General features: G+C 42.4%; 20 protein-coding genes and 1 tRNA gene. 12 read left to right on the top strand and 9 right to left on the bottom strand.

What is annotated here, in order from left to right:
* Positions 1 to 37: 37 nt before the first annotated feature.
* Positions 38 to 2,047 (bottom strand): NAD-dependent DNA ligase LigA, encoded by a 2,010-nt coding sequence (gene ligA, locus ACE3JL_RS12310; protein WP_375327597.1) that lies wholly within the window; start codon positions 2,045 to 2,047, stop codon positions 38 to 40.
* Positions 2,048 to 2,642: 595 nt separating this feature from the next.
* Positions 2,643 to 2,715: transfer RNA gene (locus ACE3JL_RS12305), tRNA-Ala, on the bottom strand.
* 131 nt (positions 2,716 to 2,846) lie between these two features.
* Between ACE3JL_RS12305 and ACE3JL_RS12300 the strand changes: the two genes are divergently transcribed.
* Entirely contained in the window at positions 2,847 to 3,398 is a 552-nt protein-coding gene (locus ACE3JL_RS12300) for an acireductone dioxygenase (RefSeq protein WP_271989753.1), read from the top strand.
* Positions 3,399 to 3,564: 166 nt separating this feature from the next.
* Here the strand turns inward: ACE3JL_RS12300 and petG are convergent, their stop codons facing one another.
* The 3 genes from petG to ACE3JL_RS12285 form a co-directional block, all read right to left on the bottom strand.
* Positions 3,565 to 3,681, bottom strand: coding sequence for a cytochrome b6-f complex subunit V (gene petG, locus ACE3JL_RS12295; protein ID WP_002738052.1), 117 nt, complete (start codon positions 3,679 to 3,681; stop codon positions 3,565 to 3,567).
* Between the two features lie 360 nt (positions 3,682 to 4,041).
* A complete protein-coding gene (locus ACE3JL_RS12290) occupies positions 4,042 to 4,527 on the bottom strand; it encodes a hypothetical protein (protein WP_375329610.1) in 486 nt (161 codons plus the stop codon).
* Between the two features lie 77 nt (positions 4,528 to 4,604).
* Entirely contained in the window at positions 4,605 to 5,741 is a 1,137-nt protein-coding gene (locus ACE3JL_RS12285) for a metallophosphoesterase family protein (protein WP_375327596.1), read from the bottom strand.
* 65 nt (positions 5,742 to 5,806) lie between these two features.
* Between ACE3JL_RS12285 and trmB the strand changes: the two genes are divergently transcribed.
* Genes trmB through ACE3JL_RS12270 form a run of 3 tightly spaced genes read left to right on the top strand, consistent with a single transcriptional unit; the run spans position 5,807 to position 7,905 of the window.
* Entirely contained in the window at positions 5,807 to 6,442 is a 636-nt protein-coding gene (trmB, locus tag ACE3JL_RS12280; RefSeq protein WP_271989756.1) for a tRNA (guanosine(46)-N7)-methyltransferase TrmB, read from the top strand.
* Between the two features lie 34 nt (positions 6,443 to 6,476).
* Positions 6,477 to 7,085: a hypothetical protein gene (locus ACE3JL_RS12275; protein ID WP_271989757.1), complete on the top strand. Its 609-nt coding sequence runs from the start codon at positions 6,477 to 6,479 to the stop codon at positions 7,083 to 7,085.
* Between the two features lie 19 nt (positions 7,086 to 7,104).
* A complete protein-coding gene (locus tag ACE3JL_RS12270) occupies positions 7,105 to 7,905 on the top strand; it encodes a tetratricopeptide repeat protein (RefSeq protein ID WP_271989758.1) in 801 nt (266 codons plus the stop codon).
* A 136-nt stretch (positions 7,906 to 8,041) separates the two neighbouring features.
* Here ACE3JL_RS12270 and glgA read toward each other — a convergent pair whose 3' ends face one another.
* Positions 8,042 to 9,520, bottom strand: a complete 1,479-nt coding sequence (gene glgA, locus ACE3JL_RS12265) for a glycogen synthase GlgA (protein ID WP_375327595.1) — start codon at positions 9,518 to 9,520, stop codon at positions 8,042 to 8,044.
* Between the two features lie 384 nt (positions 9,521 to 9,904).
* Positions 9,905 to 11,329 carry a D-alanyl-D-alanine carboxypeptidase/D-alanyl-D-alanine-endopeptidase gene (gene dacB, locus ACE3JL_RS12260; protein WP_271988375.1) on the bottom strand — a complete coding sequence of 475 codons (1,425 nt, stop codon included), beginning with the start codon at positions 11,327 to 11,329 and terminating at the stop codon, positions 9,905 to 9,907.
* A gap of 175 nt (positions 11,330 to 11,504) precedes the next feature.
* On the opposite strand from dacB, the gene gorA reads away from it, so the two are divergent.
* Positions 11,505 to 12,857, top strand: a complete 1,353-nt coding sequence (gorA, locus tag ACE3JL_RS12255; RefSeq protein ID WP_271988368.1) for a glutathione-disulfide reductase — start codon at positions 11,505 to 11,507, stop codon at positions 12,855 to 12,857.
* A gap of 79 nt (positions 12,858 to 12,936) precedes the next feature.
* Here the strand turns inward: gorA and ACE3JL_RS12250 are convergent, their stop codons facing one another.
* Positions 12,937 to 13,689: a slipin family protein gene (locus tag ACE3JL_RS12250; RefSeq protein ID WP_271988369.1), complete on the bottom strand. Its 753-nt coding sequence runs from the start codon at positions 13,687 to 13,689 to the stop codon at positions 12,937 to 12,939.
* A gap of 233 nt (positions 13,690 to 13,922) precedes the next feature.
* On the opposite strand from ACE3JL_RS12250, the gene ACE3JL_RS12245 reads away from it, so the two are divergent.
* From ACE3JL_RS12245 to ACE3JL_RS12230, 4 genes are all read left to right on the top strand, one after another.
* Complete coding sequence (locus ACE3JL_RS12245) at positions 13,923 to 14,408, top strand: allophycocyanin subunit alpha-B (RefSeq protein ID WP_271988370.1); 486 nt, start codon at positions 13,923 to 13,925, stop codon at positions 14,406 to 14,408.
* 346 nt (positions 14,409 to 14,754) lie between these two features.
* On the top strand, positions 14,755 to 15,267 hold the full coding sequence (locus ACE3JL_RS12240) for a hypothetical protein (RefSeq protein WP_150975884.1): 513 nt from the start codon (positions 14,755 to 14,757) through the stop codon (positions 15,265 to 15,267).
* A gap of 107 nt (positions 15,268 to 15,374) precedes the next feature.
* Complete coding sequence (locus tag ACE3JL_RS12235) at positions 15,375 to 15,884, top strand: tetratricopeptide repeat protein (RefSeq protein WP_375327594.1); 510 nt, start codon at positions 15,375 to 15,377, stop codon at positions 15,882 to 15,884.
* Positions 15,885 to 16,299: 415 nt separating this feature from the next.
* Positions 16,300 to 18,168 (top strand): cation:proton antiporter, encoded by a 1,869-nt coding sequence (locus ACE3JL_RS12230; protein WP_375327593.1) that lies wholly within the window; start codon positions 16,300 to 16,302, stop codon positions 18,166 to 18,168.
* 17 nt (positions 18,169 to 18,185) lie between these two features.
* On the opposite strand, the gene ACE3JL_RS12225 is transcribed toward ACE3JL_RS12230, so the two are convergent.
* Entirely contained in the window at positions 18,186 to 19,049 is an 864-nt protein-coding gene (locus ACE3JL_RS12225) for a hypothetical protein (RefSeq protein WP_375327592.1), read from the bottom strand.
* A gap of 49 nt (positions 19,050 to 19,098) precedes the next feature.
* Here ACE3JL_RS12225 and ACE3JL_RS12220 point away from each other — a divergent pair, with 49 nt between their 5' ends.
* The 3 genes from ACE3JL_RS12220 to ACE3JL_RS12210 all read left to right on the top strand — a co-directional run bounded on the left by ACE3JL_RS12220 (position 19,099) and on the right by ACE3JL_RS12210 (position 25,179).
* Positions 19,099 to 19,653: a hypothetical protein gene (locus ACE3JL_RS12220; RefSeq protein WP_375327591.1), complete on the top strand. Its 555-nt coding sequence runs from the start codon at positions 19,099 to 19,101 to the stop codon at positions 19,651 to 19,653.
* A 397-nt stretch (positions 19,654 to 20,050) separates the two neighbouring features.
* Positions 20,051 to 20,419 (top strand): GxxExxY protein, encoded by a 369-nt coding sequence (locus ACE3JL_RS12215; RefSeq protein WP_002755507.1) that lies wholly within the window; start codon positions 20,051 to 20,053, stop codon positions 20,417 to 20,419.
* Positions 20,420 to 22,401: 1,982 nt separating this feature from the next.
* Positions 22,402 to 25,179 (top strand): tetratricopeptide repeat protein, encoded by a 2,778-nt coding sequence (locus tag ACE3JL_RS12210; protein WP_375327590.1) that lies wholly within the window; start codon positions 22,402 to 22,404, stop codon positions 25,177 to 25,179.
* The last annotated feature ends 160 nt before the right edge of the window (positions 25,180 to 25,339 follow it).

Below are 25,339 nucleotides of genomic sequence, written 5' to 3'. Positions count from 1 at the left end.
TCTCAGAACAAGTCTTTTTAACGTCAAATAATTGTATTTAATCCCCGATTAATTCGAGTAATTGTGCTTCGGTTAGCTGAGTAATGCCCAATTCTAGGGCTTTTTCTAGCTTAGAACCCGCCGCCTCTCCTAGCACTAAATAATCGGTTTTTTTGCTCACAGAACCTGTCACTTTTCCCCCGGCTTTTTCGATTAATTCTTTCGCTTCCTCCCGTTTGAGAGTTGGTAAAGTGCCAGTAATCACAAAGGTTTTCCCTGCTAAAGTCGCTTTAGTGGTGGTGGTTTTTGCTGCTGCGGCAAATTGTAAACCAGCTGCCTGTAATTTAGCGACTAAATCCCGATTAGCGGCGATTTTAAACCAATCATAGACAGATTGAGCGATTTCTTCACCGATGCCATAGACAGAAGCTAAATCAGTCACGCTGGCGTTAGCTAACTCCTCCACAGTCCGAAAACTTTCGGCGAGAATTTTGGCGTTAACGCTGCCCACATAGCGAATTCCTAGCCCATAAAGTACCCTCGACCAGCTTTGATTTTTGCTCTGAGCCATAGCTGTAATCAAATTTAAGGCGGATTTATCGCCCATTCGGTCTAATTTAGCAATTTCCGTTTTTTCGAGGCTGTAGAGGTCAGAAATGGCGGTAACTAATCCCTGTTCAATCAGCAAAATCACCACTTTTTCCCCTAATCCCCGAATATCGAGAGCATCGCGACTGGCCCAATGTACTATACTTCCCCGCAAAATCGCCGGACAGGAACTATTAACACAGCGCGTCACCGCTTCCCCCACCGGACTAACTAGGGGAGATTGACATTCAGGGCAATTAGTGGGCATCTGGAAGGGTAAAGTCTGGCTAGGACGCAATTCTGGCAGTATTCTCACCACTTCTGGAATAATTTCCCCCGCTTTGCGGATAATTACCGTATCACCGATGCGGATATCTAATTCGGCCACTCGATCGCTATTATGTAAAGTAGCCCTTTGTACGGTGGTTCCTGCTACCTGTACCGGTTCCATCACTGCCATGGGTGTAACTGCGCCGGTGCGTCCCACATTGACGATAATATCTTTAACTACCGTGGGGACTTCTTCGGCAGGATATTTTAAAGCGATGGCCCACCGGGGGAATTTTTGAGTGAATCCTAAGCGATTTTGTCGCTGTAAATCGTTGATTTTGACTACTACACCATCGGTCATGTAGGCTAATTGATGACGTTTTTCTTGCCAATCTTGATAGTATTGCGCCACTTCTTGCAGGGATGGACAGAGTTGACGGTGGGGATTAACCAGAAATCCCATGGTTTCTAATCTATCTAAGGATTGCCATTGAGTGGTGATATGGTTATCGTCTAAATGCAGGGTATAGGCAAAAAATTGTAAGCGTCTTTTATCAACTATTTTCGGGTCTAATTGTCGTAGGGTTCCTGCTGCTGCATTGCGGGGATTAGCAAAGAGAGATTCCCCTTTTTCTTCTCTTTCTTGATTGATTTTATCGAAGGTGTCGAGGGGTAAAAAAGCTTCGCCGCGCACTTCCACAATTGCCGGAGGATTGTCTATATTTAAGCGTAAAGGAATAGAGCGAATTGTCCGCACATTGGGGGTAATATCTTCGCCGGTGACTCCATCTCCTCTAGTAACACCTCTGACTAAAAAGCCGTTTTCGTAGGTTAAAGCTAATGCGGAACCATCGATTTTTAATTCACACACATATTCCGCGTCTTGGGTTTCATTTATATATCTTTGCCAACGGCTGCCCCATTTATTTAATTCTTCGAGGTTAAAGGCATTTTCAAGACTATACAGGGGGATATTATGACGGACAGAAACGAATTGACTAGAGATTTTATCCCCGACTCTTTGGGTAGGACTATCGGGGGTGATTAATTGGGGATAACGCTTTTCTAGGTCTTCTAATTCCCGATAAAGTTGATCATAAACGCTATCGGGTATAAAAGGATCATCAAGAACATAATAAGCATAACTGGCTCTTTGTAGTTCTGTTTTTAGTTGTTGGCAACGTTGTTGGATTTCTAAGGGGATAGTCATACTAAATACGTTGAATATAGGCTACATATGAGGACAGGCAAAAGGGGTAATAAATAATCAGTTTTTGATCAACAGATTTAGTGTTAATTCATGGTTCAAAAAAAGTAAAAATAAGGATTAAATGGCATAAAATCTGTACAGGCTTCGGCCGTGAGCTCACCGAACGTCCGAGGTCCGAACGGAGACGGGATAAAGCTATCAGGGATCGGATTTGAGTTTTCAGTTCACTGTTTCCTCACATCAGAAGTCTGACGGAGTGGTGGCTTAGATGTGTAATTAATTGTGCTTAGATACCTATCATAAGCTGTTAAGTATTTAAATTACTTGTTGAGATGAGGCACTCTTGCAAGACAGCAATTCTCCTTTTAAAAGGTAACAACTGATACAGACAAAAATAAAGCTTTAAGGCAGAGACAAAATGGGATAACCAATTGGGGAAATAAGGAAAATTACCATCACAAGTTGAGTCTTTTAGCCCTTCTGTGAGTAATCCTCTGCTATTCTCTCCAGAAATAAAAGTAGCATCTTTTTGGCGAGTTTACACTGGTTCATAATCTTTCTTGAACCTTAAGAAGCGGTTAATATCTCTAGCAAATGGAGAATAGGGAACTCGAATCCCTGACCTCTGCGGTGCGATCGCAGCGCTCTACCAACTGAGCTAATTCCCCATACATAGGACATAGTAACATTTTTCAGCAGAAAATCCTAGGAACTGACAAGGGGTCGAGGGGCAAAAAATCGAGCGGTTTCTCTCTGGAAAACTTTAAAATAGAAAAAGTAATCTTGAGGATGATAACCAATGGCGATACTACGCTTAGAGAATGGGACAACCTATACCCAGTTAGCCGATATTAGTCTGGAATTGGCTAAATTAAATGTTACTTTAAACTATTGGCCGATCGAAAACGAGGCCACCCGTCAGCTACTTAAGCAAGCTTCTCTGACTGAAGAAGAAAAAGAAATAGTTTTAACCAGCTTAGACGGTTATTTTGAGCAACTAAAGCAAGAAGCGGGTTATCAAGCTAGAGATTTAATCGTTTTACACCCTGAAACTCCCAATCTTGACACTTTACTGGCCAAATTCGAGCGCTGTCACATCCACGCTGACGATGAGGTGCGTTATATCATTGATGGGGAGGGGGTTTTTGGCTTTGTCTTTCCCGATGGTTCTCAGGGAGAATTAACTATTCAACCTCAAGAATATATCAATGTTCCCGCCCATAGCGAACACTGGTTTCACCTCACTGCTAGTAAACGGGTTAAAGCAGTACGTTACTTCACCACTACCGCTGGATGGGTTCCCGAATATACGGAGACTGTCATTCGTTTTCCTAGTTTAACAGCCGTTTAGTTCTTACTTTCAGGCGATCGCTCTCCCAAGACAGATAAGTTTTGCAGGGATGGCAACGCCGGCAGCCACAATCTGTTAAGCGGCAAATTTGTCCTGTTGAAAATCTCCCGTCTAGTGCCTAGCTTGACGGGAGATTTTCTCAATTCGGGGGATTGGCATGATAGATTTAGTCTAAGCCGAATTGATTGCCCCGTTTGTACTGTAAATAGGCGGCAACGAACAAACCCGCGAGGGTAATGGGAATTAAGCCTAGGACAATCCCTAGCACTAAAGGTTCAATCACGTCTGTACTCCTTGGATTAGCAATTTTTCACCCGTATTTTATCCTAGCAGGGGTTGCCCGCGAAAGATAGGGCGATCGTACATACTTCTTAAGTGGGGTGTGGGGGTGTGGGGTGTTGGGGTAGTGGGGACTTTAGCTGAAATTTCCCTAAATCCCTATCTCCCTAAATCCTATCTCCCGACTCCCCAAAAGGAAAACTTCACCATTAAGATAACTGCTGTACTTTAGGGACTTGCGCTTTGATAATGTACCTTTTGGGCGAACGCAGTTCGCCCCTACATTGTGGACAAAATCCGTTACTGTAGGGGCGCAAAGCTTGCGCCCTCCGATCGATTGGGATATTATTCCCACGCAAGTCCCTTAGGAGCGATCGAGAAAAAATTTTCTCAATTTGCCTCTACCCCAATAGCGATCGATTTCGTGCCAGAGATTGTGGAGACAAAAAACCACTGCGAGACAGAGAGTAACCGCAAGGATTTGAGAGAAACTTTCCCTTTGCCAAAATTTGGCCATTGCCTCCGAAATTACCCGCGTTATCCGATAAGCTTCCAGAAAACCCTCGATCGAGCCGAGAATCAGTGCTGCTAGGGTATAAACAAAGGTTCGATACAGAACACTAACATAACGGGGACGATTTTCTAACCATTCTAGCTTCATGGCTGCGTCGAGAATGGCCACGGTTTTTGCCGCGAGGATCGCTCCTACGATTGCTTTACCCAAAACGTAGGTGGTAATCGAATACTCTTCCAGAAATAATTTCATGATCAGAAGAATATAACCGAAAGCCAAGAAAAAAAAGAGGGTAAGAGAACCGATTTTTTTAAATTCCTTTTTAATTGCTTCCATTGATTTTTTTTGATATTTTCTGCCAAGATAGCGGCTGCGTACCATAACTATAAGCTATAGTTAATTATTTATTGCAGCTATTCTCTCAACTCTACCAGCAAGTCTGAGCGCTGATAAGTAAACTGATGCTGGAAACTAATTACCGCTTGATTGTCGATAAAATGAGGATTACCGAGGGGATCGACGGCACTGAAAGCGTAGAAATAACGGCGTACTAGGGGCGGAAAATCGCTAAAATCGAAGATTGTGTCACCTTGGGCCACATCTGCCCAAAAATTGCGTAATTTTGGGGCTAATTCCTCCGCTAGACTCACGGGAAGATTGAGGGGATGACAGGTTAATAAACGCATCATAAAAGGATAAGAGCGATCGCCTAACCATTGCCGAGAAAGAGCGGGTAAATTCTCCCATCCGGGTATATTTTGCAGATGAAAGGATTCTATGGCTAATTCTCCTGTGTTTTCGCAATATTCTAACACCCGGTAGGGATGGGGATAACTGACGAGGGAACCGGTGGTAATTTCATAGATACCTCTAGTAAAAGCCAGATCCTGCACGTGGAGATGGCCAGTAATCAACAATTTTACGCCGTTTTCCTGTAGTATATCGAGCAGTTCCACCGCATTAGTCAACATATAGCGTTTACCTAATTCATGATTGCTTTGTCTGGGTAAATGCTCGATAACGTTATGATGGATCATCACCATCACTAGATCATTTTTTAGCGCGGGTAAAGTCTGTTTTAACCACTGCAACTGTTCTGCATCTAAACTGCCAATTTGTTTACCTTGGTCATCAAATTGATTAGAATTAAGACCGATTAATTGCACTCCGGGTAAAATTTCTTTTTGGTAGTATATTTGTTCGGAGTTGCTGTAACCAAATTGTTGATAATAAAAGGGAAAATCAGCTAAACCGATCTGGTTTTCTGTTGCGGTTAAACTCAAAACATCATGATTACCTGGCACCACATAGACGGGAAAGGGTAAAGTGGCTAAACAATCGGCTAACCAACGATGATTTTCTGGTTCACCATCTTGGGTTAAATCGCCAGCAATCAGCAGAAAATCGAGGTTAAGGGTGATGAGATGGTCTAAAACAATTTTTAAAGCGGGAATACTCACTTCCACCAGATGAAAGCGATTAGAATGGTTCAAAATGGTTGTGGGTAAAGCGATATGAGGATCGCTAAGAATGGCGAAACGGAAATTCATCGCATTCAATTGGGCTAAATATCGGTAAACTAGATTGATCGAGGAGAAATGAGGAGAAAATATCTTTGGCTAAAGTTCGCGTTCGTCAGCACGTCAATCCCTTAAGTCATAAATATCGCCATCCGATCGCTCCCCCCGATTGGAATCAAGTTTATCAGGATATGACACCACCTCTCCATCTTGATATTGGTTGTGCGCGGGGTAAATTTTTGTTACAAATGGCCCAAGTATATCCAGAAATTAATTTTTTGGGGATTGAAATTCGTCAACCTTTGGTAATGGAAGCGAATCAGGAACGGGAAAGGTTAGGATTAAGAAACCTCGCTTTTGTTTTTGGCAATATCAATGTTTCTCCAGAAATTTTACTGCAATCTTTGCCCGCAGATAAGTTATCTTGGGTGTCGATTCAATTTCCCGATCCTTGGTTTAAACAGCGTCACAGTAAGCGTCGAGTCGTGCAGCCGGAATTAGTCATAGCTTTGGCTCAATATATGGTATCTGGAGGCTGGGTTTTTTTACAGTCGGATGTGGAATCGATCGCCCTGGAAATGACGGAGAGATTTCAAGCACATCCCCATTTTGTTCGGCAACATCAAACCCCCTGGTTAGCGGAAAATATTTTTCCCGTAGCAACGGAGAGGGAAAAGTCCACTTATAATAAGAGTCAACCGGTTTATCGATCACTTTTTCGAGTTCGGTAGCTTCAGTTAAAATATTTTGGCACTGTCTGAAATCATGGTTATAAATCTCGACTCACCCCTAATACTTAAGGATGATAATCGCCACCCTGTCTCTCAACTGCTAGAATTTCTATTAGCAACAGAAAAAAACCATAAAAAAACTAAAGAAAATCTTACTTTTGAGGCTTTAGTCGGTACTTGGCGATTATACTTGATCACGGGAACTCAAAAAGCGAAAAAGAGAGCGGGAATTGTTTTGGGTAAGGGGCGCTATCTACCATCTTGGTTAAAAATTACCATCTCTTACCAAAGAAATGAGAGCTTAGAACCGGGAGAATTTATCTCTGGAACCGTCAGCAATCAGATATTTTTAGGGGCAGTAAAACTATCTGTAAGCGGTCCGGTTAAGTTTTTTCCTAAAACCCGTCTTCTTGCCTTTGATTTCACCAGGCTCAACCTAACCCTATTTAATCTCTCTCTCTATTCAGGTTTTATTAGAAATGGCCAAGTAAGTGAAGCTAATTTTTATCAAGAAAGTATCAAAAAACAGGCGTTTTTTGCCTATTTTTTGATCACAGAAACAATGATAGCAGCCCGGGGACGAGGGGGAGGGTTAGCCCTTTGGGTAAAAGAGATAAGTGAGACAAAACTAGCTGAAAAATAAGTTATTAGAGGAGAAATAGATGGGATATTCTATCGAGGTAGATGGGACAAATTTTGACAGTGAAGTGATCGAGAAGTCCTATCTAAATACAGTGATTTTAGACTTTTATGCTCTCTGGTGTGGACCCTGTAAATTGGTAAAACCGATGCTAGAAAAACTAGCAAGTGAATATAATTTTATCTTGGCCAAAATAGATATAGATAAAAATCCCGAATTAGCCGAACAATACGATGTAGAAGGAGTTCCCGATGTGCGAATTGTCAGCAAGGGAGAAGTGTTACCCTGTTTTGTCGGTGCTTTGCCAGAAGAACAAATTAGAGACTTATTTTCCCGTCTCGATTTACAATCGGAATTAGAAACAGGATTAGCAGAAATACAAGAAGCGATCGCCCTCGATAATTTGCCCGCAGCCAAACAATTATTTGATCGTCTTTTTCCTAAATATCCCAACGAACAGCGATTGATTATTATGGCGGTAAAATTTCTCATGCGTCTAGAAAAATGGTCAGATGCTTATCGATTAATCAGTGCTATTAAAGAGGAAAACCCTGTTATCAAAGGTTGGAAAACTCTCCTAGAATTTCAACAGTTACAACCAGAAAATAATCCCCTCGATCCGATATTTTTTACTGGGATTAATTTCGCCTTAAAAGAAGATTATGCCGCCGCTTTAGATAAACTGATCAGCCTGGTGGAAGAAAGCAGAAAATATCGTCAGGATGGGGCAAGAAAAGCCATGTTAGCCATATTTCAGATTTTGGGAGTTAGTCATACCCTCACCCAAGAATACCAAGCAAAGTTAACATTTCTGCTCTACTAGGTAGGGTTTACTAAAAAAGTTTTTTGGTGGGGTTAGGAGTCGGTCAAAACTAAAGCAATTACCCTGGAAATTTCAACAAATCCATTCCTCGAATTTCTGTTGACAACTGCCAGGGAATTGCTAGAGACAAGACAGCTTATTTGTGGCGAATCATTTCATAGAGGGCAACGTATTCTTCCCCGGGGCTATTCCAAGAGTAATCGCATTCCATGCCTTGAATCGCTAATTTTTGGAATTCTTCTGGTTGAGTGTACCACAATTCTAATGCCCGGGACATGGCTGATTCGAGGGCATTATTATCGGGATCAAAAAAGACAAAACCATTGCGTTCTTCCGGTTTGTGATAGGTATCATAATCCCGATCAAAAACCGTATTAACTAAACCACCAACTCCCCGGACGATGGGAACAGTTCCATATTTTAAGCTGATTACTTGTGTCAGTCCGCAGGGTTCAAAATTACTGGGAACCACAATCATATCAGCACCCGCATAAATCAGGTGAGATAATTCCTCATTAAAGCCCAATTCAATATGGACATCAGGGTTATTATTGAGGTGATTTTTCTCGTGCCAGAACCAGTTATTAATTAACGATTCGGTGGCGGAACCTAAGAGGACAAATTGCGCCCCACGAGCTAAGGCATAATACATGGCATGGTGAACTAAATGTACGCCTTTTTGGTCATCTAAACGACCGACATAACAAATTAAGGGTTTTTCTGCCTCATCTCTTAACCAGAGTCTTTCTCGCAGTGCCTTCTTATTGCGTGCCTTCTCGGAGAAGCTATCAACACCGTAGGGTGCAGCAATAAATTTATCCACTTCTGGGTTCCAGATATTGTAATCTAAACCGTTGAGAATACCAGTAAATTTGTGTTGATGCTGGTGAATTGTGTGTCCTAAACCGTAACTAACATCAGTGTGGTGTGCTTCCCAGGCATGGTGGGGCGAGACGGTATTGAAATAGTTGGCAAAAACGATGCCACCTTTCATAAAATTAATCACAAAAGGATTGAAGTTATCACGCAGTCGGGCATAGCTAAAGTAGTAAGAATCGTTATTTAATCCTGTTGCCCAGAGAATTTCTGCACCTCCAAATCCTTGGTGTTTAAAGTTATGGATGGTGTAGAGAACGCGCTGATTGCCCATACCATGATATTTATAAATTTCAAACAGTAAGGGTGGAATTAAACCGGTTTGCCAGTCGTGACAATGAATTATATCGGGACGTTTATTACTTCTGAGCAAAAATTCTAAAGCGGCTTTAGAGAAGAAGGCAAAACGCATATTATCGTCTTTACAACCGTAGTAAGTGCCGCGATTAAAGAAATTATCCCCCGAATTGGGTTGAATAAAGAAACACAAGCGCCCGTGTACCCAACCACAAAAAACGTTACAGTGAATTGCGCCACCGTACCAAGGCACCCACAGGTCCCGATAAGCCTCGTGTAAGCCCCAAATTTGGTCGTAGCGCATACAATCATACATGGGTAGGATTAGCTCCACGCAATGACCGCGAATTTCCAATTCTCGACTCAATCCATATACCACATCCCCCAATCCCCCGGCTTTAATCACCGGGGCGCACTCAGAGGCAACCTGAACTATATACATATATCAATAACTCCCTCGATTAATCTACAAGTCAGCTAGAAGCAATTTTTACAAAAGTATACAGTCTTCTGTGATTAAATGGCTCGATCGAATTAGTTGCGGGTTGGGGAAGTGGGAATTATGAATTATGAATTATGAATTGGGAAGTGGGGAAGTGGGGAAGTGGGGAAGTGGGGAAGTGGGGTGTTGGGGAAGTGGGGAAGTGGGGTGTTGGGGAAGTGGGGTGTTGGGGTAGTGGGGGAATTTAGCTGAAATTTCCCTATCTCCCTATCTCCCTATCTCCCTATCTCCCTATCTCCCTATCTCCCTATCTCCCTATCCCCCTATCTCCCTATCTCCCTATCTCCCTATCTCCCTATCTCCCCATCTCCCGTCTCCTAAAGATTAACAGCGTTTTAACTGTCCTAGGAGCAAAATCACCTCATCGATGCCGTTTCTGAGGGTGGTGGCGGGTTTATCGCTGTTATTGACGGTTATGCTAAAGATTAGGGGTTGATTGTCCGCGGTTTCTAGATAACCGGCGAGAGCGGTAACTCCGGTTAAAGTCCCGGTTTTTGCCTGTAATCGTCCTTCTAGGGGAGTCTGGCGAAATCTATTGGTTAAAGTGCCATCAATGCCGCCAATGGCTAAAGAACGCCGATAATCAGGGTTTTCTGCCATTAGTTGTAATATTTGACCTAAAGTCTTGGGTTTAATCAGGTTTTGTCGTGACAGCCCCGAACCGTCGCCGATTTTATAACTATCGCTGTTAATTCCCAGTTTTGTTAAAGTTTCTTGCAATCCCGACACACCGCCGAGCATTTGTAGTAGGGTTTCGGCTAGTAAATTATCGCTATTTTTATTGACTTTTTCCACCAAATATGCTAGGGGTTCTGATTCTAAATTGGTGATTTCATAACCGAGAATTTCTGAGCTAATTTCGGCGTTTTTAACGGTAATTCCCGCTTTTTCAAGAATATTACGCCAGCGAGCCAAGAAATATTCCGAGGGTTGGGGAATAGCTAAATTAAAATCATCTTGACTATCGATCGGCAGAGAACCGGTGATAATCAGGCGATTACTGGCTAAATTGCCCTTAATTGCCAAAGTATTCGGGGTTCCTTGCGCTGCAGTGCTGGTTTGATTCTCAATTAGCCATTGTTTAGCGGCAATGGGATCAGACCACTGTAAATCTAAGCTTTGCCCCAATTGTCGCGGTAAAAGCCTTAAAGTGACGGAATTTTCGTTTAAAACCAAACTAGAAGCGGGTACAGCATAGTCAAAAAAGACATCTTCCCATTCCCAAGTTTTTTGACTATCGGAGACTACAAAAGGATTAGCAACGACAATTAAGCGAGAAATTGAGTTAATTCCCCCTGCTTTTAACTTTTCTGCTAATTTTTCTAACTTTTCTGTGGTTATGGTGGCATCTCCCCTCCCGACTAAGGTTAAAGTCTCTAAATCGGGGGGGTTGCCTTGGGCTAAAATGGGGGTTTTCAGACGATAATCGCGGTTAAATTTGCTAAAAGCGGCGGCAGTGGTTAATAATTTCGCAGTAGAAGCGGGAGTAAAAAAGTTATTTTCGTGGAGACTATAGAGATTTTCCTGAGAATTGAGGGATTTTACTAAAATTCCCCAATAAGCGCCTTGATAATCGGGGCGGGCTAAAATGCGATCAATCCTGGTGGCTAAGTCTGCCGGACAGATAAACTGGGAAGGGGGAGAATTGTCTTTACTGATGGGGGTTGCGAGGGTGAGGGGATGGTTTACCCAGAGAAATAGGGAACAAGTCCCCAAGAGAAAAGATAATTTCGAGCGGCGTGTTAGCATAGAATTAAATCTTGGCAGTGGATAAATTGACTCTAATTTAGCAGCATTAGTGACCATATTGTGCTAGTTACTGAATAGATTCAGTTAGGGATTGATCCGAGATATTCTCTATCCTTTTTTGCCCAGAAAGTTTCTTGATTCCGTCAAATTTCTATACATTCGCGAGGATATTTTTATGAGTTATGATTTTGATTTATTCGTGATTGGTGGTGGTTCTGGGGGTATTGCCACCGCTAGACGGGCAGCCGAATACGGGGCAAAAGTGGGATTAGCAGAATACGATCGCTTGGGAGGAACCTGTGTTAATCGCGGTTGTATTCCCAAAAAATTAATGGTTTATTCTAGTCGTTTTCCGCAACTATTTAAGGATGCGGAAGGTTACGGTTGGAGTCCAGTAGAGAGTCAGTTAAATTGGCAAAAATTAATCAGCGCCGTTAATCAGGAAACTATCCGTTTAAATGGCATTTATCAAAAGATGCTCGATAATTCCCAAGTGACGCTTTTTCCTAATTATGCCAAGTTTCTTGATACCCATACCCTAGAGGTGGGAGAGGAGAAAATTACTGCCGATAAAATTTTAATTGCCGTGGGGGGACATCCCGTTAAACCCGATATTCCAGGGATAGAACATACAGTAGTTTCTGATGCCATGTTTCAACTGCCAGAACAACCAAAAAGAATTATAGTTTTAGGGGCGGGATATATTGGGGTAGAATTTGCTGGTATTATGCACGGATTAGGGACGGAAGTAGTGCAGTTAATCCGTAAAGACAAGATTTTAAGAGGGTTTGATGAGGATATCCGCGATGAGATTCAAGCAGAAATGATCCGTCAGGGAATTAAAATTATGCCCGAAACTTTCCCCACTTCGATCGAGAAAACTGACGAGGGTTTAAAGGTACATATTCAGGGGAAAGAAACCTCAGAAATCTTATTTGTTGATGCCCTAGGTTTAGCCGCTACTGGAAGAATTCCTAAGCTGGAAAAATTGGGCTTAGAGAATGTCAATGTCGAGGTAAAAAATGGAGCAATTGTCGTCAACGAGTATAGCCAAACCAGCGAAGATAATATCTATGCCGTGGGCGATTGTACCGATAAAATTAATTTAACTCCCGTGGCGATTAATGAGGGGCGCGCTTTTGCCGATACAGTCTTTGGTAATAAACCCCGGTTAATGAGTTATGAAAATGTTCCTTCGGCGGTATTTTCTACTCCTGAAGCGGCGACGGTGGGATTAACAGAATTGCAAGCAAAAAAACAATATGGTGACACGGAGATTACAGTTTATCGGTCTAAATTTCGCCCCGGTTACAATGTTTTACCAGACCGAGAGGACAAAACTTTGATGAAATTAGTTGTCCATCAGGAAAGTGGTAAAATCCTTGGGGCGCACATGGTAGGAGATCACGCCGCCGAAATTATTCAAGGAGTAGCCATTGCGGTAAAAATGGGGGCGACAAAAGCCGATTTTGATGCTACTGTCGGCATTCACCCCAGTGCTGCCGAGGAATTTGTCACCATGCGTTAATTAACAATTTTAGGTGTGTTAAACCAACCTAACACACCGGAGAAAATTAACCCTTTTGGCTATTGACAATTGAGCCATTTTATGATTTTTTTTCGGTTAATTTTTGAGCCAGATTTAAGATATCGGAGGGGAGCATAATCACGGTACTGGTGTTATTTTCCGCTCCAATTTCGGTTAACATTTGTAGGCGGCGCAATTCCAAAGCGGCGGGATTTTCCATGATTAATCGGGAAGCTTCCGCTAATTTTAGGGAGGCTTCCTGTTCTGCGGCAGCTTTAATCAAACGGGCCCGTTTTTCTCGCAATGCTTCCGCTTCCTTGGCCATAGCTCGCTGCATACCGGTGGGAATTTCCACATCTTTCATCTCCACCCGTTCGATATCGATGCCCCAAGGTTCGCTAATTTCATCGACAATTTGTTGGACCGCATGATTAATTTTGTCTCGTTTTTGCAAGACATCATCGAGATGATTTTGACCAACTACATTTCTTAAAGTGGTCATGGCCGCTTGATAAACGGCTGTGGGATAGGATTCGACTTTATTAATCGCTTTGCCCGGGTCGATAATGCGATAGTAGAGAACCGCATTAACCTTAATTGTGACATTATCGGCGGTGACAGTTTCTTGCGGGGCGATATCGACGGTTTTGGTGCGAATATCCACCTGCATTTTTTGGTCAACTAGGGGAATGATCCAGTATAGTCCCGGGCCTTTGGTGTCTTGATAACGACCTAGGCGAAAGATAACACCACGCTGGTATTCTCGATCGATTTTAAAGCCATTTAACCCCAGAATGCCCGCTATAAACAGCAAGGGTGCTAAAAATTCCATATTAATTACCAGTTATCGGGTTCAAGTTAATCGGTGTAGGGTGACATCTCAATTGCTATCTCCTCACTCCTGATCACTAATACATTCATTCTAGAGAGTAACTAGGCTGCCGGGGAAACTCATAACGAAATATTACAGATTTTTAGGAATTGCCCACCCGACAGAGATGACTCGACTTCCAGACCCCGACCTGAGATAAACTACAGAATGTTATCAGAATTTACCTTGATATTATGAGCGTAGTTAGCCAAGTCATCCTCAAAGCCGACGACGAACTTCGTTATCCTAGTAGTGGTGAACTACAGGGTATCGGGCAATTTTTAAAAACCGGTGAGCAAAGAATTCGCATTGCCGAGACTCTCGCTGAAAATGAGAAAAAAATCGTCGATCAGGCTCAAAAACAACTGTTCAAGAAACGTCCCGATTATAGAGCGCCGGGGGGTAATGCCTACGGTCAGCGTCAATATAATCAATGCTTGCGCGATTATGGTTGGTATCTGCGTCTAGTTACCTATGGGGTATTAGCCGGAGATAAGGGTCCGATCGAACAAACCGGCCTGGTCGGGGTCAAAGAGATGTATAACTCTCTTAATGTTCCCGTCCCCGGTATGGTGGAAGCGATTCGTTGTCTCAAAGAGGCCGCTTTAGGTCTTTTGACTCAAGAGGATGCTGTGGAAGCAGCCCCCTACTTCGACTTTATCATCCAGTATATGTCCTAAGCGATCGGGACAACTCCACGGGTCTGAAGTCTAAAAAGGGGCAATTTTCGTCTCTTTCAGGCTTCAGGCTTAACTTTTTTCAGTGATCAGTAAACAGTGATCAGTGATCAGTAAGCAGTAAACAGTAATCAGTGAAAAGACAGTAGTAAACTGGCATTTGATCAGGCTCACTTAATACATACTGCTCACTTAATACTCAAAACTGATAAGTAGTCATGCAAAATAAATTTCCCAGTGAAGATAGGCAAGAGGCAATAGGCAAGAGGCAAAAGCTTCATCGAAGTGTGTAATTAATTTTGCTTAGGTACTTAACTAATAACTCAAAACTGATAACTGATAACTGATTATGTTTTGGCGCATTGTACTACTAACTTTTCTAATACCATCGGTCTATGGGCTGTTTGGCTGGTCGATCGCCCGTGAGCGTTTGTCATGGAGTGATTGGTTACTTGCCCGCGGTGATGAGATGAATTGGACTCTCACTAGCGAATGGCTAGAAATTATCATCTATATCCTAGCGATAGGGATTATCCTCTCAATTGCCCTAGGATTAACTCTGTTTAGTCACTTAATGCCAGTATTTTTCCGCAGTTGGTTTAAAAACGATATTAGCGCTGTATTATCAATTCTTGGCTGGTCTTTGGCGGTAGTCTTTATCTTCCACAAGTGGGCGGTATTTAGTCGAGCTTTAATTCTGTTAGCTGCCACTATCCTCGGTCGTCTAGAACTTCAGGAAGCGGGTTACAATAGGTGGCAAGTTTTCCTGATGCTCACCATCCTCTGCTTAGGTAGTTTTAGCTTGGGAATTTGGGCTTATAATCTTTGGGGTCAGGAATTTTATCGACTTACTACTGATTAATCTTATCTGATGCGTGGGGTGCGGATTACTAATTTTGGTTTTTCATTCCAAGGTTATCGCAGCCTAACGCACCCTGCAAAATTGCTTATCTCTAATCTTTAAAAAGTATGCCAAAAAAAAATAACGATACCCTCAAACGAGTCTTAATTATTTCCTCTGGTTTAGTATTTCTGGCTTTAATGGTGGTGCCAACCTTAGGTTTATTGAAAAATAATAATTCTAATTCTTCCCAAGGCAGTCAACCCGGGCAAGAGGCGGCTATTCCTCCCGAAAAATTACAAGAAATGGTCAAAGGTTACGAGAAAATTCTCGAACGTGAACCGGATAACCCTACTGCTTTGCAAGGACTAGCCCAAACTCGCTTACAGTTAAAAGATTTTATCGGAGCCAGAGAACCTTTAGAAAAGTTATATCAAAAATATCCCGATAATCTGGAAGTTATGCTAGTTCTTTATGGAACAAGATTACAAACTCAAGACGTTTCTGGGGCTAAAAGTATCCTAGAAAAATTAGTCAAAAACTATCCCCAAGAACCAAAATTTAAAGAAGAATTAACTCGTTTAAATCAAGCGATTGCGGCAGATTCTAAACAGCAACCCCCAGAACCTAAAAAGTAGTGGAAAAAGAATTAATTATTGAAACTGGGGGAAGTGAAAGACAATATCGAGAATTTTTTATTTCTTGATTTGTTGCTTGATCTTTAAGTAGGGCTTGCTGAATAAATCTAAAAACCTTGTTGGGTAAGACTTTTAGACTTTTTGGAACTCAAAAAGTATCAGATAAGTAGCTGTTTATAATTAAATTAAAAATGGATTTTAAGTTTGATCCCCCCGGGCCTGCTTAATAAGGAGGGTGCCGATAGGCGGGGGGATCTGAAAGTTTTTAATACCTACCTACTTATGGGAGTGATTCAGAGGGAAAATTCAGCGACTTTGCATCACTTACCCTGTTGTCCCAACTATAATTAGAATCATTAAATCCCAACGATAAACCCCGCCTCGATAAACGATAGCCGATAACTGATCGCTAAACATGGATCCATCTTTCGCCCTTACCCTGCAAATTGTCATCACTGTTGTAGCGGGGATTACGGCCCAAGTCATCGCCGAATACCTGAAAGTTCCCAGTATTGTCTTCCTGCTCATTTTTGGGATTGCTTTAGGGTCCGACGGTTGGGAAATTTTACACCCCCAAAGTCTGGGAATTGGCTTAGAAGTCCTTGTTGCCCTCTCTGTGGCGATTATCCTATTTGAAGGCGGTTTAAGCCTAAGCGGACGGGAATTAGGGCGAGTTTCTGGCAGTTTACGCAATCTTGTCACCCTCGGTACTTCCATCACTCTCATCGGTGGCGGTATGGCGGCCCACTGGTTGGGGGAATTTCCCTGGCCGATCGCATTTCTTTACGCTTCTTTAGTGGTGGTAACTGGTCCGACAGTGATCGGGCCTTTGCTGAAGCAAGTAGCCGTAGATCGACGGGTGGCGACGCTTTTAGAAGGAGAAGGGGTATTAATCGACCCTGTGGGCGCAATTTTAGCCGTAGTGGTGCTAAATACGATTATTGATACTCATTCCCGCCCCATGGAAATTATCACCGGTTTAACCCTGCGTTTAGGCATCGGGGCGGCGATCGGCATTGCTGGAGGCGGATTGTTAAGTTTTATTATAAAAACTTGCAATTTTTTGACTTTTGAGCTAAAAAATCTCGTGGTTTTAGCGGGAGTCTGGGGATTATTTGGTTTATCGCAATTTAGTCGCAGTGAATCGGGGTTAATGGCGGTGGTAATGGCGGGAATCGTGCTAAAAGCGGCGGCAGTTCCCGATGAGCGGTTATTAAGGCGTTTTAAGGGTCAATTAACCACTCTTTGCGTGTCGGTACTGTTTATTTTACTAGCGGCGGATCTTTCGATCGCCAGTGTGATCGCTTTGGGTTGGGGCAGCGTCCTGACGGTGTTAGTCTTGATGTTGGTGGTACGTCCCCTGAGTGTGGCTCTGTGTACCCTAAAAAGTGACCTAAATTGGCGACATAAGTTATTTATCGCTTGGGTTGCCCCTAGGGGAATCGTTTCTGCCTCTGTAGCTTCTTTATTTGCCATTTTACTCACCCGTGCCGGTATTAATGGCGGTGAAGCGATCAAAGCTTTAGTCTTTTTAACAATTTTAATGACCGTTTTTATTCAGGGATTAACGGCGCGGTGGGTGGCAAAAGGGCTAAAAATCACTTCTTCTGCGGCAACGGGGGCAGTAATCGTCGGTTGTAATCCCCTAGGTCGCTTAATCGGCTGTTTATTCCAAGAACAAGGGGAAAACGTGGTTTTAATCGATACGGATGCCAGGGCCTGTCAGCAAGCAAAAGAAGAGGGTTTGACGGTGCTGCAGAGTAGCGCACTTGATACAAAAATACTGCAAGAAGCCGGCATCGAATCCATGGGGACTTTTCTGGTTTTGACTAATAATAGCGAGGTTAATCTGGTTTTAGCCCAAAGAGCCAGCGAGGAATTTCATCCTCCCCGGTTGTTGGCTGCCTTTGCGGGAACCCCCAACCCAGATAAAAATAAGGTTAATCAGGTTTTTCTGCCTAGTTTTTCGGTCAAGGAATGGAATCAGTATTTAGACGATAATCAGATTAAATTAGGTAAAACTATCTTTAAAGCCGATGATTTGAGCGAACAACAAACCAGATTAACTAAATTAATCGAAAATGGTGAACTGCTGCCCCTACTATTGCGTCGCGATAATTCCCTACAGGTAGTAACAGAAAGGGAAGAATGGCGCACAGGAGACGAATTAATCTATATTCTGCGCGATTTACGCCCACAACTGCTTAAACGTCTTTCTGGCACTGTCAGAACCCGTTTATCTTTAGAAATCTTACCCGAAGTGGAAATCGCCACCAGTAGATAACTTGAGACTGTTCTATACTATTTAGTGGATTTAACGGGTTCAGGGCTTAAAATAAGCAACTGCCGACCGACGTTAGATTTAGCGACACCTAGCAGTACGGGATGTTCAGTTTTGGGGGCATCTTGGGGTAAAGCACGAAAAAGGTACAGCCATCCCCCTCTTTCCAGTAATAATCGCCAGACGCGATCTTGCTCCGTATCGGTTAGGTTGCGCTGTTGAATAATGCGGGCTAAATTAGGATCGCCAATGAGACTCTGCTGATCTTCGGGCGTTAGGGCTTCAAAAAGGGGCTGATTGGGGTCAAGATCCCCTGCTTCTTTACCTAAAATGAGCAGTTCCTTGGCACTAATCAGGGTGACAACGGGGAGAGTAGAAGTGGGATTCACCGCATCTCGACGGGCATCCTTTAAACCTTGATCCCGGGCAAGATGGAAGATGAGTAAGAGAATCCAACTCAGGAGAATCAGTTCTGAGACGAGAGGAAGGGTTAACTGACGCTGAAAGCGGGGACGAGGAGCATAGGGTATTTTTCGGCGATTGCGTTGGTTTTGTCTTTTCAGTTGCCAATTTTTCAGTCTAGTTAACCACTGTTGATATTGCCAGTGAAGGAAAGCAAGACAAAGGGTGGAAAGCTGAAAAAGTATAGGAATCAGAAGGGCAATAATCAGGGTGTTAACAATACTTTGAGGCGTACCAAAGAAGACTTGAAGAGGGAGTAATAAGAAGGATTCAACCGGAAAATCGAGGCTGGTGATACCGAGTTGGTAATAGGCAAAGTATGCCCAACGATAGACCCAACCTGTATAGTACAATCCCGCACCAATGAGACCGGCGGCACTGGCAAGATTGAGGAGAATCGTCGGGGGAGAAGGAGTCGTCACAGGGGGCTACTAACGCTAAAAAAGAACGCTAAAATTAAAGTTATTATAGATGATCATTGTAGAGTGGGTTATGGTCAGACGTTTAGAAATTATATCTGGTATAGCTTTAGTTTTTTTGGGATTTTTGACTGTTTCTAGTATCGCTCAAGCACCCACCCTCGAAGCGGCTTTACCACGATTAGCAAATATTACGTTACAAAATGGCAGAGATTATAAGGGGGTGACGTTAACTCGGTTCGATCGCCCTCAGCGTCAGATTTCTTTTAAGCAAGGGGGTAAGGAGTTTAATCTACCCATTGCCCAAGTGACACAATTAACCTTAGAGGGAGAAACCATCATCAGTATTCCCGAAAACCCGATAATTGTGATTCAGGGAGAGGACAAGCGATGTGGTTCGGTTTATGCTGTACCGCGCCGTTTTGAGCATTTGAGTTTGGTGGAAAAGCAAAAGCGTAAGCAGGTAGAGATTAACTTATCAGATTTGCCTCCACAGATGCAAAGAGATTTAACTCAGAAAGGGGCTTATGGTTATGTCTTGAAACAGTTAGAATTTGCTAATGGCGAGTTAAAAGCGGCAGGAGTGGTGCGTTGTCGGGCAAATTAATCACCAAAATTAGGTCAATAAAAATCAGTATCAGGATTTTTAGGATTAAGGGATTAACAGGATTAGGTGACTTGTGAAGATTCTATAATTAAAGGATAAAAAGACTATAATATCCATCCTGAAAATCCTCCAATCCCCTAAATCCTGAGATCAGGATTTTTAGGATTAAGGGATTAACAGGATTAAGTTATTGGCAAGGAGTACATAATTAAAGGATCATAAAGAATATTATATCTATCCTGAAAATCCTCCAATCCTCAAAATCCTGATACTGGCATTGAGGATTAAAGGATTAACAGGATTAGGTGACTTGTGAAGAGTCTATAATTAAAGGATGCAGGGAATATGATATCTATCCTGAACATTCTCAAATCCTCAAAATCCTGATACTGGCATTATGGAATTAGACGAAATCACCTATAAAATTATTGGTTGTTGTATGAAAATCCATCGAACACTGGGAAATGGGTTTCAAGAAGTCATCTATCAAAGATGTCTCGATATTGAATTAGGAAAAACAGGATTAACCTTTGAAAGAGAAAAAGAACAACTTATCTTTTATGAAGGAATACAAGTCGGAACAAGACGCGCTGATTTTACCGTAGAAGGAAAAGTCATTGTCGAATTAAAAGCAGTAATTCGCCTAGAAAATGTCCATCTTGCACAAGCAAAAAATTACGTCGTTGCTTATAATTTTCCCGTTGGTTTATTAATCAACTTTGGCGCAACCAGTTTAGAATACAAAAAGATATTTAATAATAGATAACAAATATCAGTATCAGGATTTAGAGGATTAAGGGATTAACAAGATTAGGTTATTGGCAAGGAGTACATAATTAAAGGATCATAAAGAACATTATATCTATCCTGAAAATCCTCCAATCCTCAAAATCCTGATACTGGGATTGAGAATTAAGGGATTAACAAGATTAAGTTATTGGCAAGGAGTACATAATTAAAGGATCATAAAGAATATTATATCTATCCTGAAAATCCTCAAATCCTCAAAATCCTGATACTGGGATTGAGAATTAAGGGATTAACAAGATTAAGTTATTGGCAAGGAGTACATAATTAAAGGATCATAAAGAATATTATATCTATCCTGAAAATCCTCCAATCCTCAAAATCCTGATACTGGCATTGAGGATTAAGGGATTAACAGGATTAGGTTATTGGCAAGGAGTACATAATTAAAGGATCATAAAGAATATTATATCTATCCTGAAAATCCTCCAATCCTCAAAATCCTGATACTGGGATTGAGAATTAAGGGATTAACAAGATTAGGTTATTGGCAAGGAGTACATAATTAAAGGATCATAAAGAACATTATATCTATCCTGAAAATCCTCCAATCCTCAAAATCCTGATACTGGCATTGAGAATTAAGGGATTAACAGGATTAGGTTATTGGCAAGGAGTACATAATTAAAGGATCATAAAGAATATTATATCTATCCTGAAAATCCTCCAATCCTCAAAATCCTGATACTGGGATTGAGAATTAAGGGATTAACAAGATTAGGTTATTGGCAAGGAGTACATAATTAAAGGATCATAAAGAACATTATATCTATCCTGAAAATCCTCCAATCCTCAAAATCCTGATACTGGGATTGAGAATTAAGGGATTAACAAGATTAAGTTATTGGCAAGGAGTACATAATTAAAGGATCATAAAGAATATTATATCTATCCTGAAAATCCTCAAATCCTCAAAATCCTGATACTGGGATTGAGAATTAAGGGATTAACAAGATTAAGTTATTGGCAAGGAGTACATAATTAAAGGATCATAAAGAATATTATATCTATCCTGAAAATCCTCCAATCCTCAAAATCCTGATACTGGGATTGAGAATTAAGGGATTAACAAGATTAGGTTATTGGCAAGGAGTACATAATTAAAGGATCATAAAGAATATTATATCTATCCTGAAAATCCTCCAATCCTCAAAATCCTGATACTGGGATTGAGAATTAAGGGATTAACAAGATTAAGTTATTGGCAAGGAGTACATAATTAAAGGATCATAAAGAATATTATATCTATCCTGAAAATCCTCCAATCCTCAAAATCCTGATACTGGGATTGAGAATTAAGGGATTAACAAGATTAAGTTATTGGCAAGGAGTACATAATTAAAGGATCATAAAGAATATTATATCTATCCTGAAAATCCTCCAATCCTCAAAATCCTGATACTGGGATTGAGAATTAAGGGATTAACAAGATTAAGTTATTGGCAAGGAGTACATAATTAAAGGATCATAAAGAATATTATATCTATCCTGAAAATCCTCCAATCCTCAAAATCCTGATACTGGGATTGAGAATTAAGGGATTAACAAGATTAAGTTATTGGCAAGGAGTACATAATTAAAGGATCATAAAGAATATTATATCTATCCTGAAAATCCTCCAATCCTCAAAATCCTGATACTGGCATTGAGGATTAAGGGATTAACAGGATTAGGTTACTTGTGAAGAGTCTATAATTAAAGGATGCAGGGAATAGGACACCCACCCTCAACCCTATCCTGAAAATCCTCAAATCCTCAAAATCCTGATACTGGCATTGAGGATTAAGGGATTAACAGGATTAGGTGACTTGTGAAGAGTCTATAATTAAAGGATCATAAAGAATATTATATCTATCCTGAAAATCTTCCAATCCTCAAAATCCTGATACTGGCATTATTGAGATAATATAAAGAATCATTTGAGTCTGACGAGGGGAAGCAATGAAGACAGGTTTAGGGATATTACTCAGTCTAGGGCTAGTCGTAACAGCGCCGCATTTGACGGTTATAGCTTCCCCCCTATTGGTGCAGACGGATTTACGTCAAGAAGCCGATCGATTACTTCAAGAAGGATTTGAATTGTTCCAGTTGGGAACATTAGAAGGCTATCAGGGGGCATTGGGGAAGTGGCAACAGGCATCAAAGCTTTATCAACAACTCGATGGCAAATTAGAGCAAGCATTAGTCCTCACCAGTTTAGGACGTATCTATGATGATTTAGGAGAAAAGCAACAAGCCTTAGACTACTACCAACAGGCTTTACCCCTATGGCGGGCGGTGGGCGCTACCGAAGGCACGCAAAGCGCACGCGCAGGGGAAGCCACTACTCTCAATAATATTGGTGGTGTCTATTCAGATTTAGGGGAGAAACAGAAGGCTTTAGACTACTACCAACAGGCTTTACCCTTAAGACGGGCGGTGGGCGATCGCAGAGGGGAAGCCGCTACCCTCAATAATATTGGTCTTGTCTATTCAGATTTAGGGGAGAAACAGAAGGCTTTAGACTACTACCAACAGGCTTTACCCTTAAGACGGGCGGTGGGAGATCGCTCTGGGGAAGCCGTTACTCTCAATAATATTGGTCGTGTCTATTCTGCTTTAGGGGAGAAACAAAAGGCTTTAGACTACTACGAACAGGCTTTACCCATAATGCGGGCGGTGGGAGATCGCGCAGGGGAAGCCACTACTCTCAGTAATATTGGTGCTGTCTATGATGATTTAGGGGAGAAACAAAAGGCATTAGACTATTACCAACAGGCTCTACCCTTATGGCGTGCAGTAGGCGATCGCTCCGGGGAAGCCACTACTCTCAATAATATTGGTGGTGTCTATTCTGCTTTAGGGGAGAAACAGAAGGCTTTAGACTATTACCAACAGGCATTACCCTTAAGGCGGGCGGTGGGCGATCGCTCTGGGGAAGCCACTACTCTCAATAATATCGGGGCTGTCTATTCTGCTTTAGGGGAGAAACAGAAGGCTTTAGACTACTACCAACAGGCTTTACCCTTATCGCGGGCAGTAGGCGATCGCTCTGGGGAAGCCACTACTCTCAATAATATTGGTTTTGTCTATGGAAATTTAGGGGAGAAACAGAAGGCTTTAGACTACTTCCAACGGGCTTTACCCTTATTGCGGGCGGTGGGCGATCGCTCTGGGGAATCCAATATTCTCAGTAATATTGGTCTTATCTATCGAGATCAAGGAAACCCAGAAGTGGCGATTAACTCTTGGGAACAATCCGCTAATCTGATTCTGGAGCTACGGCGGGGGGTTAGCCGTTCCTTGCGGGCAACTTTCCTAGAAAGTGAGCAAGGGACAAGCATCGCCCTAGTAGGTCTCCTCATTCGCCAGAATTCCCCTCAAAAAGCTTTTGAATGGGCAAATCTCAGCACCACTTTTGACCTTGTGGATTACGATCGCCTTGCAGGAACAGAAGGACAAGTCAAAAATCCTGTCGCCAATCAAGCTTATCAGGAGTGGAAAGCACAGGCACGGCAGCTGGAAGCCCTGCGCCAAGAATTACAAACCAATTTCAGCGACACCCTCTCCCGACAAGTCCTGCAAGAACAAGCCGCCCTCAACGAACAAGCGGAAATCCTCGTGGAAAAATACCCCGAATTAGCCGATTTACTGGAAATTACCCCCACTGACCTCGCCCAACTGCAAGCCAATCTACCTGCTAATACCACTCTCCTCCAACCCGTCCTACTCACAGGGATAGATAACGTTGAACATACCGTTGCCCTCTTTATCCTCACCCGTACCACCCTTAAGGTTCAGCAAGTTCCCGTCCCTAAAGATATTAATGAGCGTCTGCAACGCTACGCCAGCCAACTGGAAAGCGACCTAGAAATCGTCGATCGCGCCCTCAGTTCCCAACTCTATGATCTGCTGATTCGTCCCATAGAAGCCCAAATTGCCCCGAATCAAACCCTGGCCATCATTGCCACGGGTGCTTTGCAAAGAATCCCCTTTGAAACCCTCTACGACAACCAAACCCAACAGTATCTCCTGCAAAAATATCCCATTCACTACCTCACCCGTCTGAGTAAAGTGCAGCCCCAACCCACGCCGAAAGTCAATAATCCTAGTGTCCTCGTCTTTGCTAATCCCCGTCCTACCCAAGTCGAATTAATCGGCACAGAAGCTCAAGCGGATTTTCTGCAAAAAACCTATGCCAACAGCCAAATCTACAAACACCAACAAGCCACCCTCGACGCCTTTTTAAGCCAATCGCCTCGGTTTCCTATTCTGCACTTAGGCACTCATGGTTGTTTCCGTCCAGAGGGGTGTCCTAGCCTAGGCATGAAAGCGAATACCCTACTGTTTGCCAACAAGAGAGAGTATGAACTCAAAGATGCCGTGAAACTGGGACTGCAAAACACCGAACTGATTACTATTGGCGCTTGTGAAACGGCGCGGGAAGTGGATGGAGTCGGTTTGGCGGGTTTGGCCTATGTTTGGGAAAGAGCGGGGGCGAAAACTACCCTCGCCAGTCTTTGGAATGCCACCGATTTTGTGCAATATTCCCAACAAAACAGCCCAGAATTGCCCACGGCGGCGATTTTAAATCAATTTTATACTAATTTACAACAGGGCATGACCAAAGCGGAAGCCCTCCGTCAAGCAAAACTCGCCCATATTGACCTTCATCCTTTCTTTTGGGCGGCGTTTATCCTGATTGGAGATGGTCAAGAGTTGGGAGCAAATGGCAGGTAGCAGGGAAGCTTTTTTTCAGTGAACTAATAACTGATAAGTAGTCGTACAAAATTAATTTCCTAGTGAAGATAGGCAAGAGGCAAGAGATGGTTAGATATGTGTAATTAATTTTGCTTAGGTAGGGTCTGCTGAAAAAGTACGGGCGAAGCATTCGGTTAGA

The organism is Microcystis sp. BLCC-F210 (genome assembly GCF_042134685.1).
Lineage (GTDB): Bacteria > Cyanobacteriota > Cyanobacteriia > Cyanobacteriales > Microcystaceae > Microcystis > Microcystis aeruginosa_D.
Note: the sequence above shows the minus strand (reverse complement) of the source record. Positions and strands in the feature narration are given on the sequence as shown.

Excerpts from the sequence above, each read along its gene's own strand:
- ligA (WP_375327597.1), bottom strand. The coding sequence starts at position 2,047 with ATGACTATCCCCTTAGAAATCCAACAACGTTGCCAACAACTAAAAACA.
- ACE3JL_RS12300 (WP_271989753.1), top strand. The coding sequence starts at position 2,847 with ATGGCGATACTACGCTTAGAGAATGGGACAACCTATACCCAGTTAGCC.
- ACE3JL_RS12290 (WP_375329610.1), bottom strand. The coding sequence starts at position 4,527 with ATGGAAGCAATTAAAAAGGAATTTAAAAAAATCGGTTCTCTTACCCTC.
- ACE3JL_RS12285 (WP_375327596.1), bottom strand. The coding sequence starts at position 5,741 with ATGAATTTCCGTTTCGCCATTCTTAGCGATCCTCATATCGCTTTACCC.
- ACE3JL_RS12275 (WP_271989757.1), top strand. The coding sequence starts at position 6,477 with ATGGTTATAAATCTCGACTCACCCCTAATACTTAAGGATGATAATCGC.
- ACE3JL_RS12270 (WP_271989758.1), top strand. The coding sequence starts at position 7,105 with ATGGGATATTCTATCGAGGTAGATGGGACAAATTTTGACAGTGAAGTG.
- glgA (WP_375327595.1), bottom strand. The coding sequence starts at position 9,520 with ATGTATATAGTTCAGGTTGCCTCTGAGTGCGCCCCGGTGATTAAAGCC.
- dacB (WP_271988375.1), bottom strand. The coding sequence starts at position 11,329 with ATGCTAACACGCCGCTCGAAATTATCTTTTCTCTTGGGGACTTGTTCC.
- gorA (WP_271988368.1), top strand. The coding sequence starts at position 11,505 with ATGAGTTATGATTTTGATTTATTCGTGATTGGTGGTGGTTCTGGGGGT.
- ACE3JL_RS12250 (WP_271988369.1), bottom strand. The coding sequence starts at position 13,689 with ATGGAATTTTTAGCACCCTTGCTGTTTATAGCGGGCATTCTGGGGTTA.
- ACE3JL_RS12245 (WP_271988370.1), top strand. The coding sequence starts at position 13,923 with ATGAGCGTAGTTAGCCAAGTCATCCTCAAAGCCGACGACGAACTTCGT.
- ACE3JL_RS12240 (WP_150975884.1), top strand. The coding sequence starts at position 14,755 with ATGTTTTGGCGCATTGTACTACTAACTTTTCTAATACCATCGGTCTAT.
- ACE3JL_RS12235 (WP_375327594.1), top strand. The coding sequence starts at position 15,375 with ATGCCAAAAAAAAATAACGATACCCTCAAACGAGTCTTAATTATTTCC.
- ACE3JL_RS12230 (WP_375327593.1), top strand. The coding sequence starts at position 16,300 with ATGGATCCATCTTTCGCCCTTACCCTGCAAATTGTCATCACTGTTGTA.
- ACE3JL_RS12220 (WP_375327591.1), top strand. The coding sequence starts at position 19,099 with ATGATCATTGTAGAGTGGGTTATGGTCAGACGTTTAGAAATTATATCT.
- ACE3JL_RS12215 (WP_002755507.1), top strand. The coding sequence starts at position 20,051 with ATGGAATTAGACGAAATCACCTATAAAATTATTGGTTGTTGTATGAAA.
- ACE3JL_RS12210 (WP_375327590.1), top strand. The coding sequence starts at position 22,402 with ATGAAGACAGGTTTAGGGATATTACTCAGTCTAGGGCTAGTCGTAACA.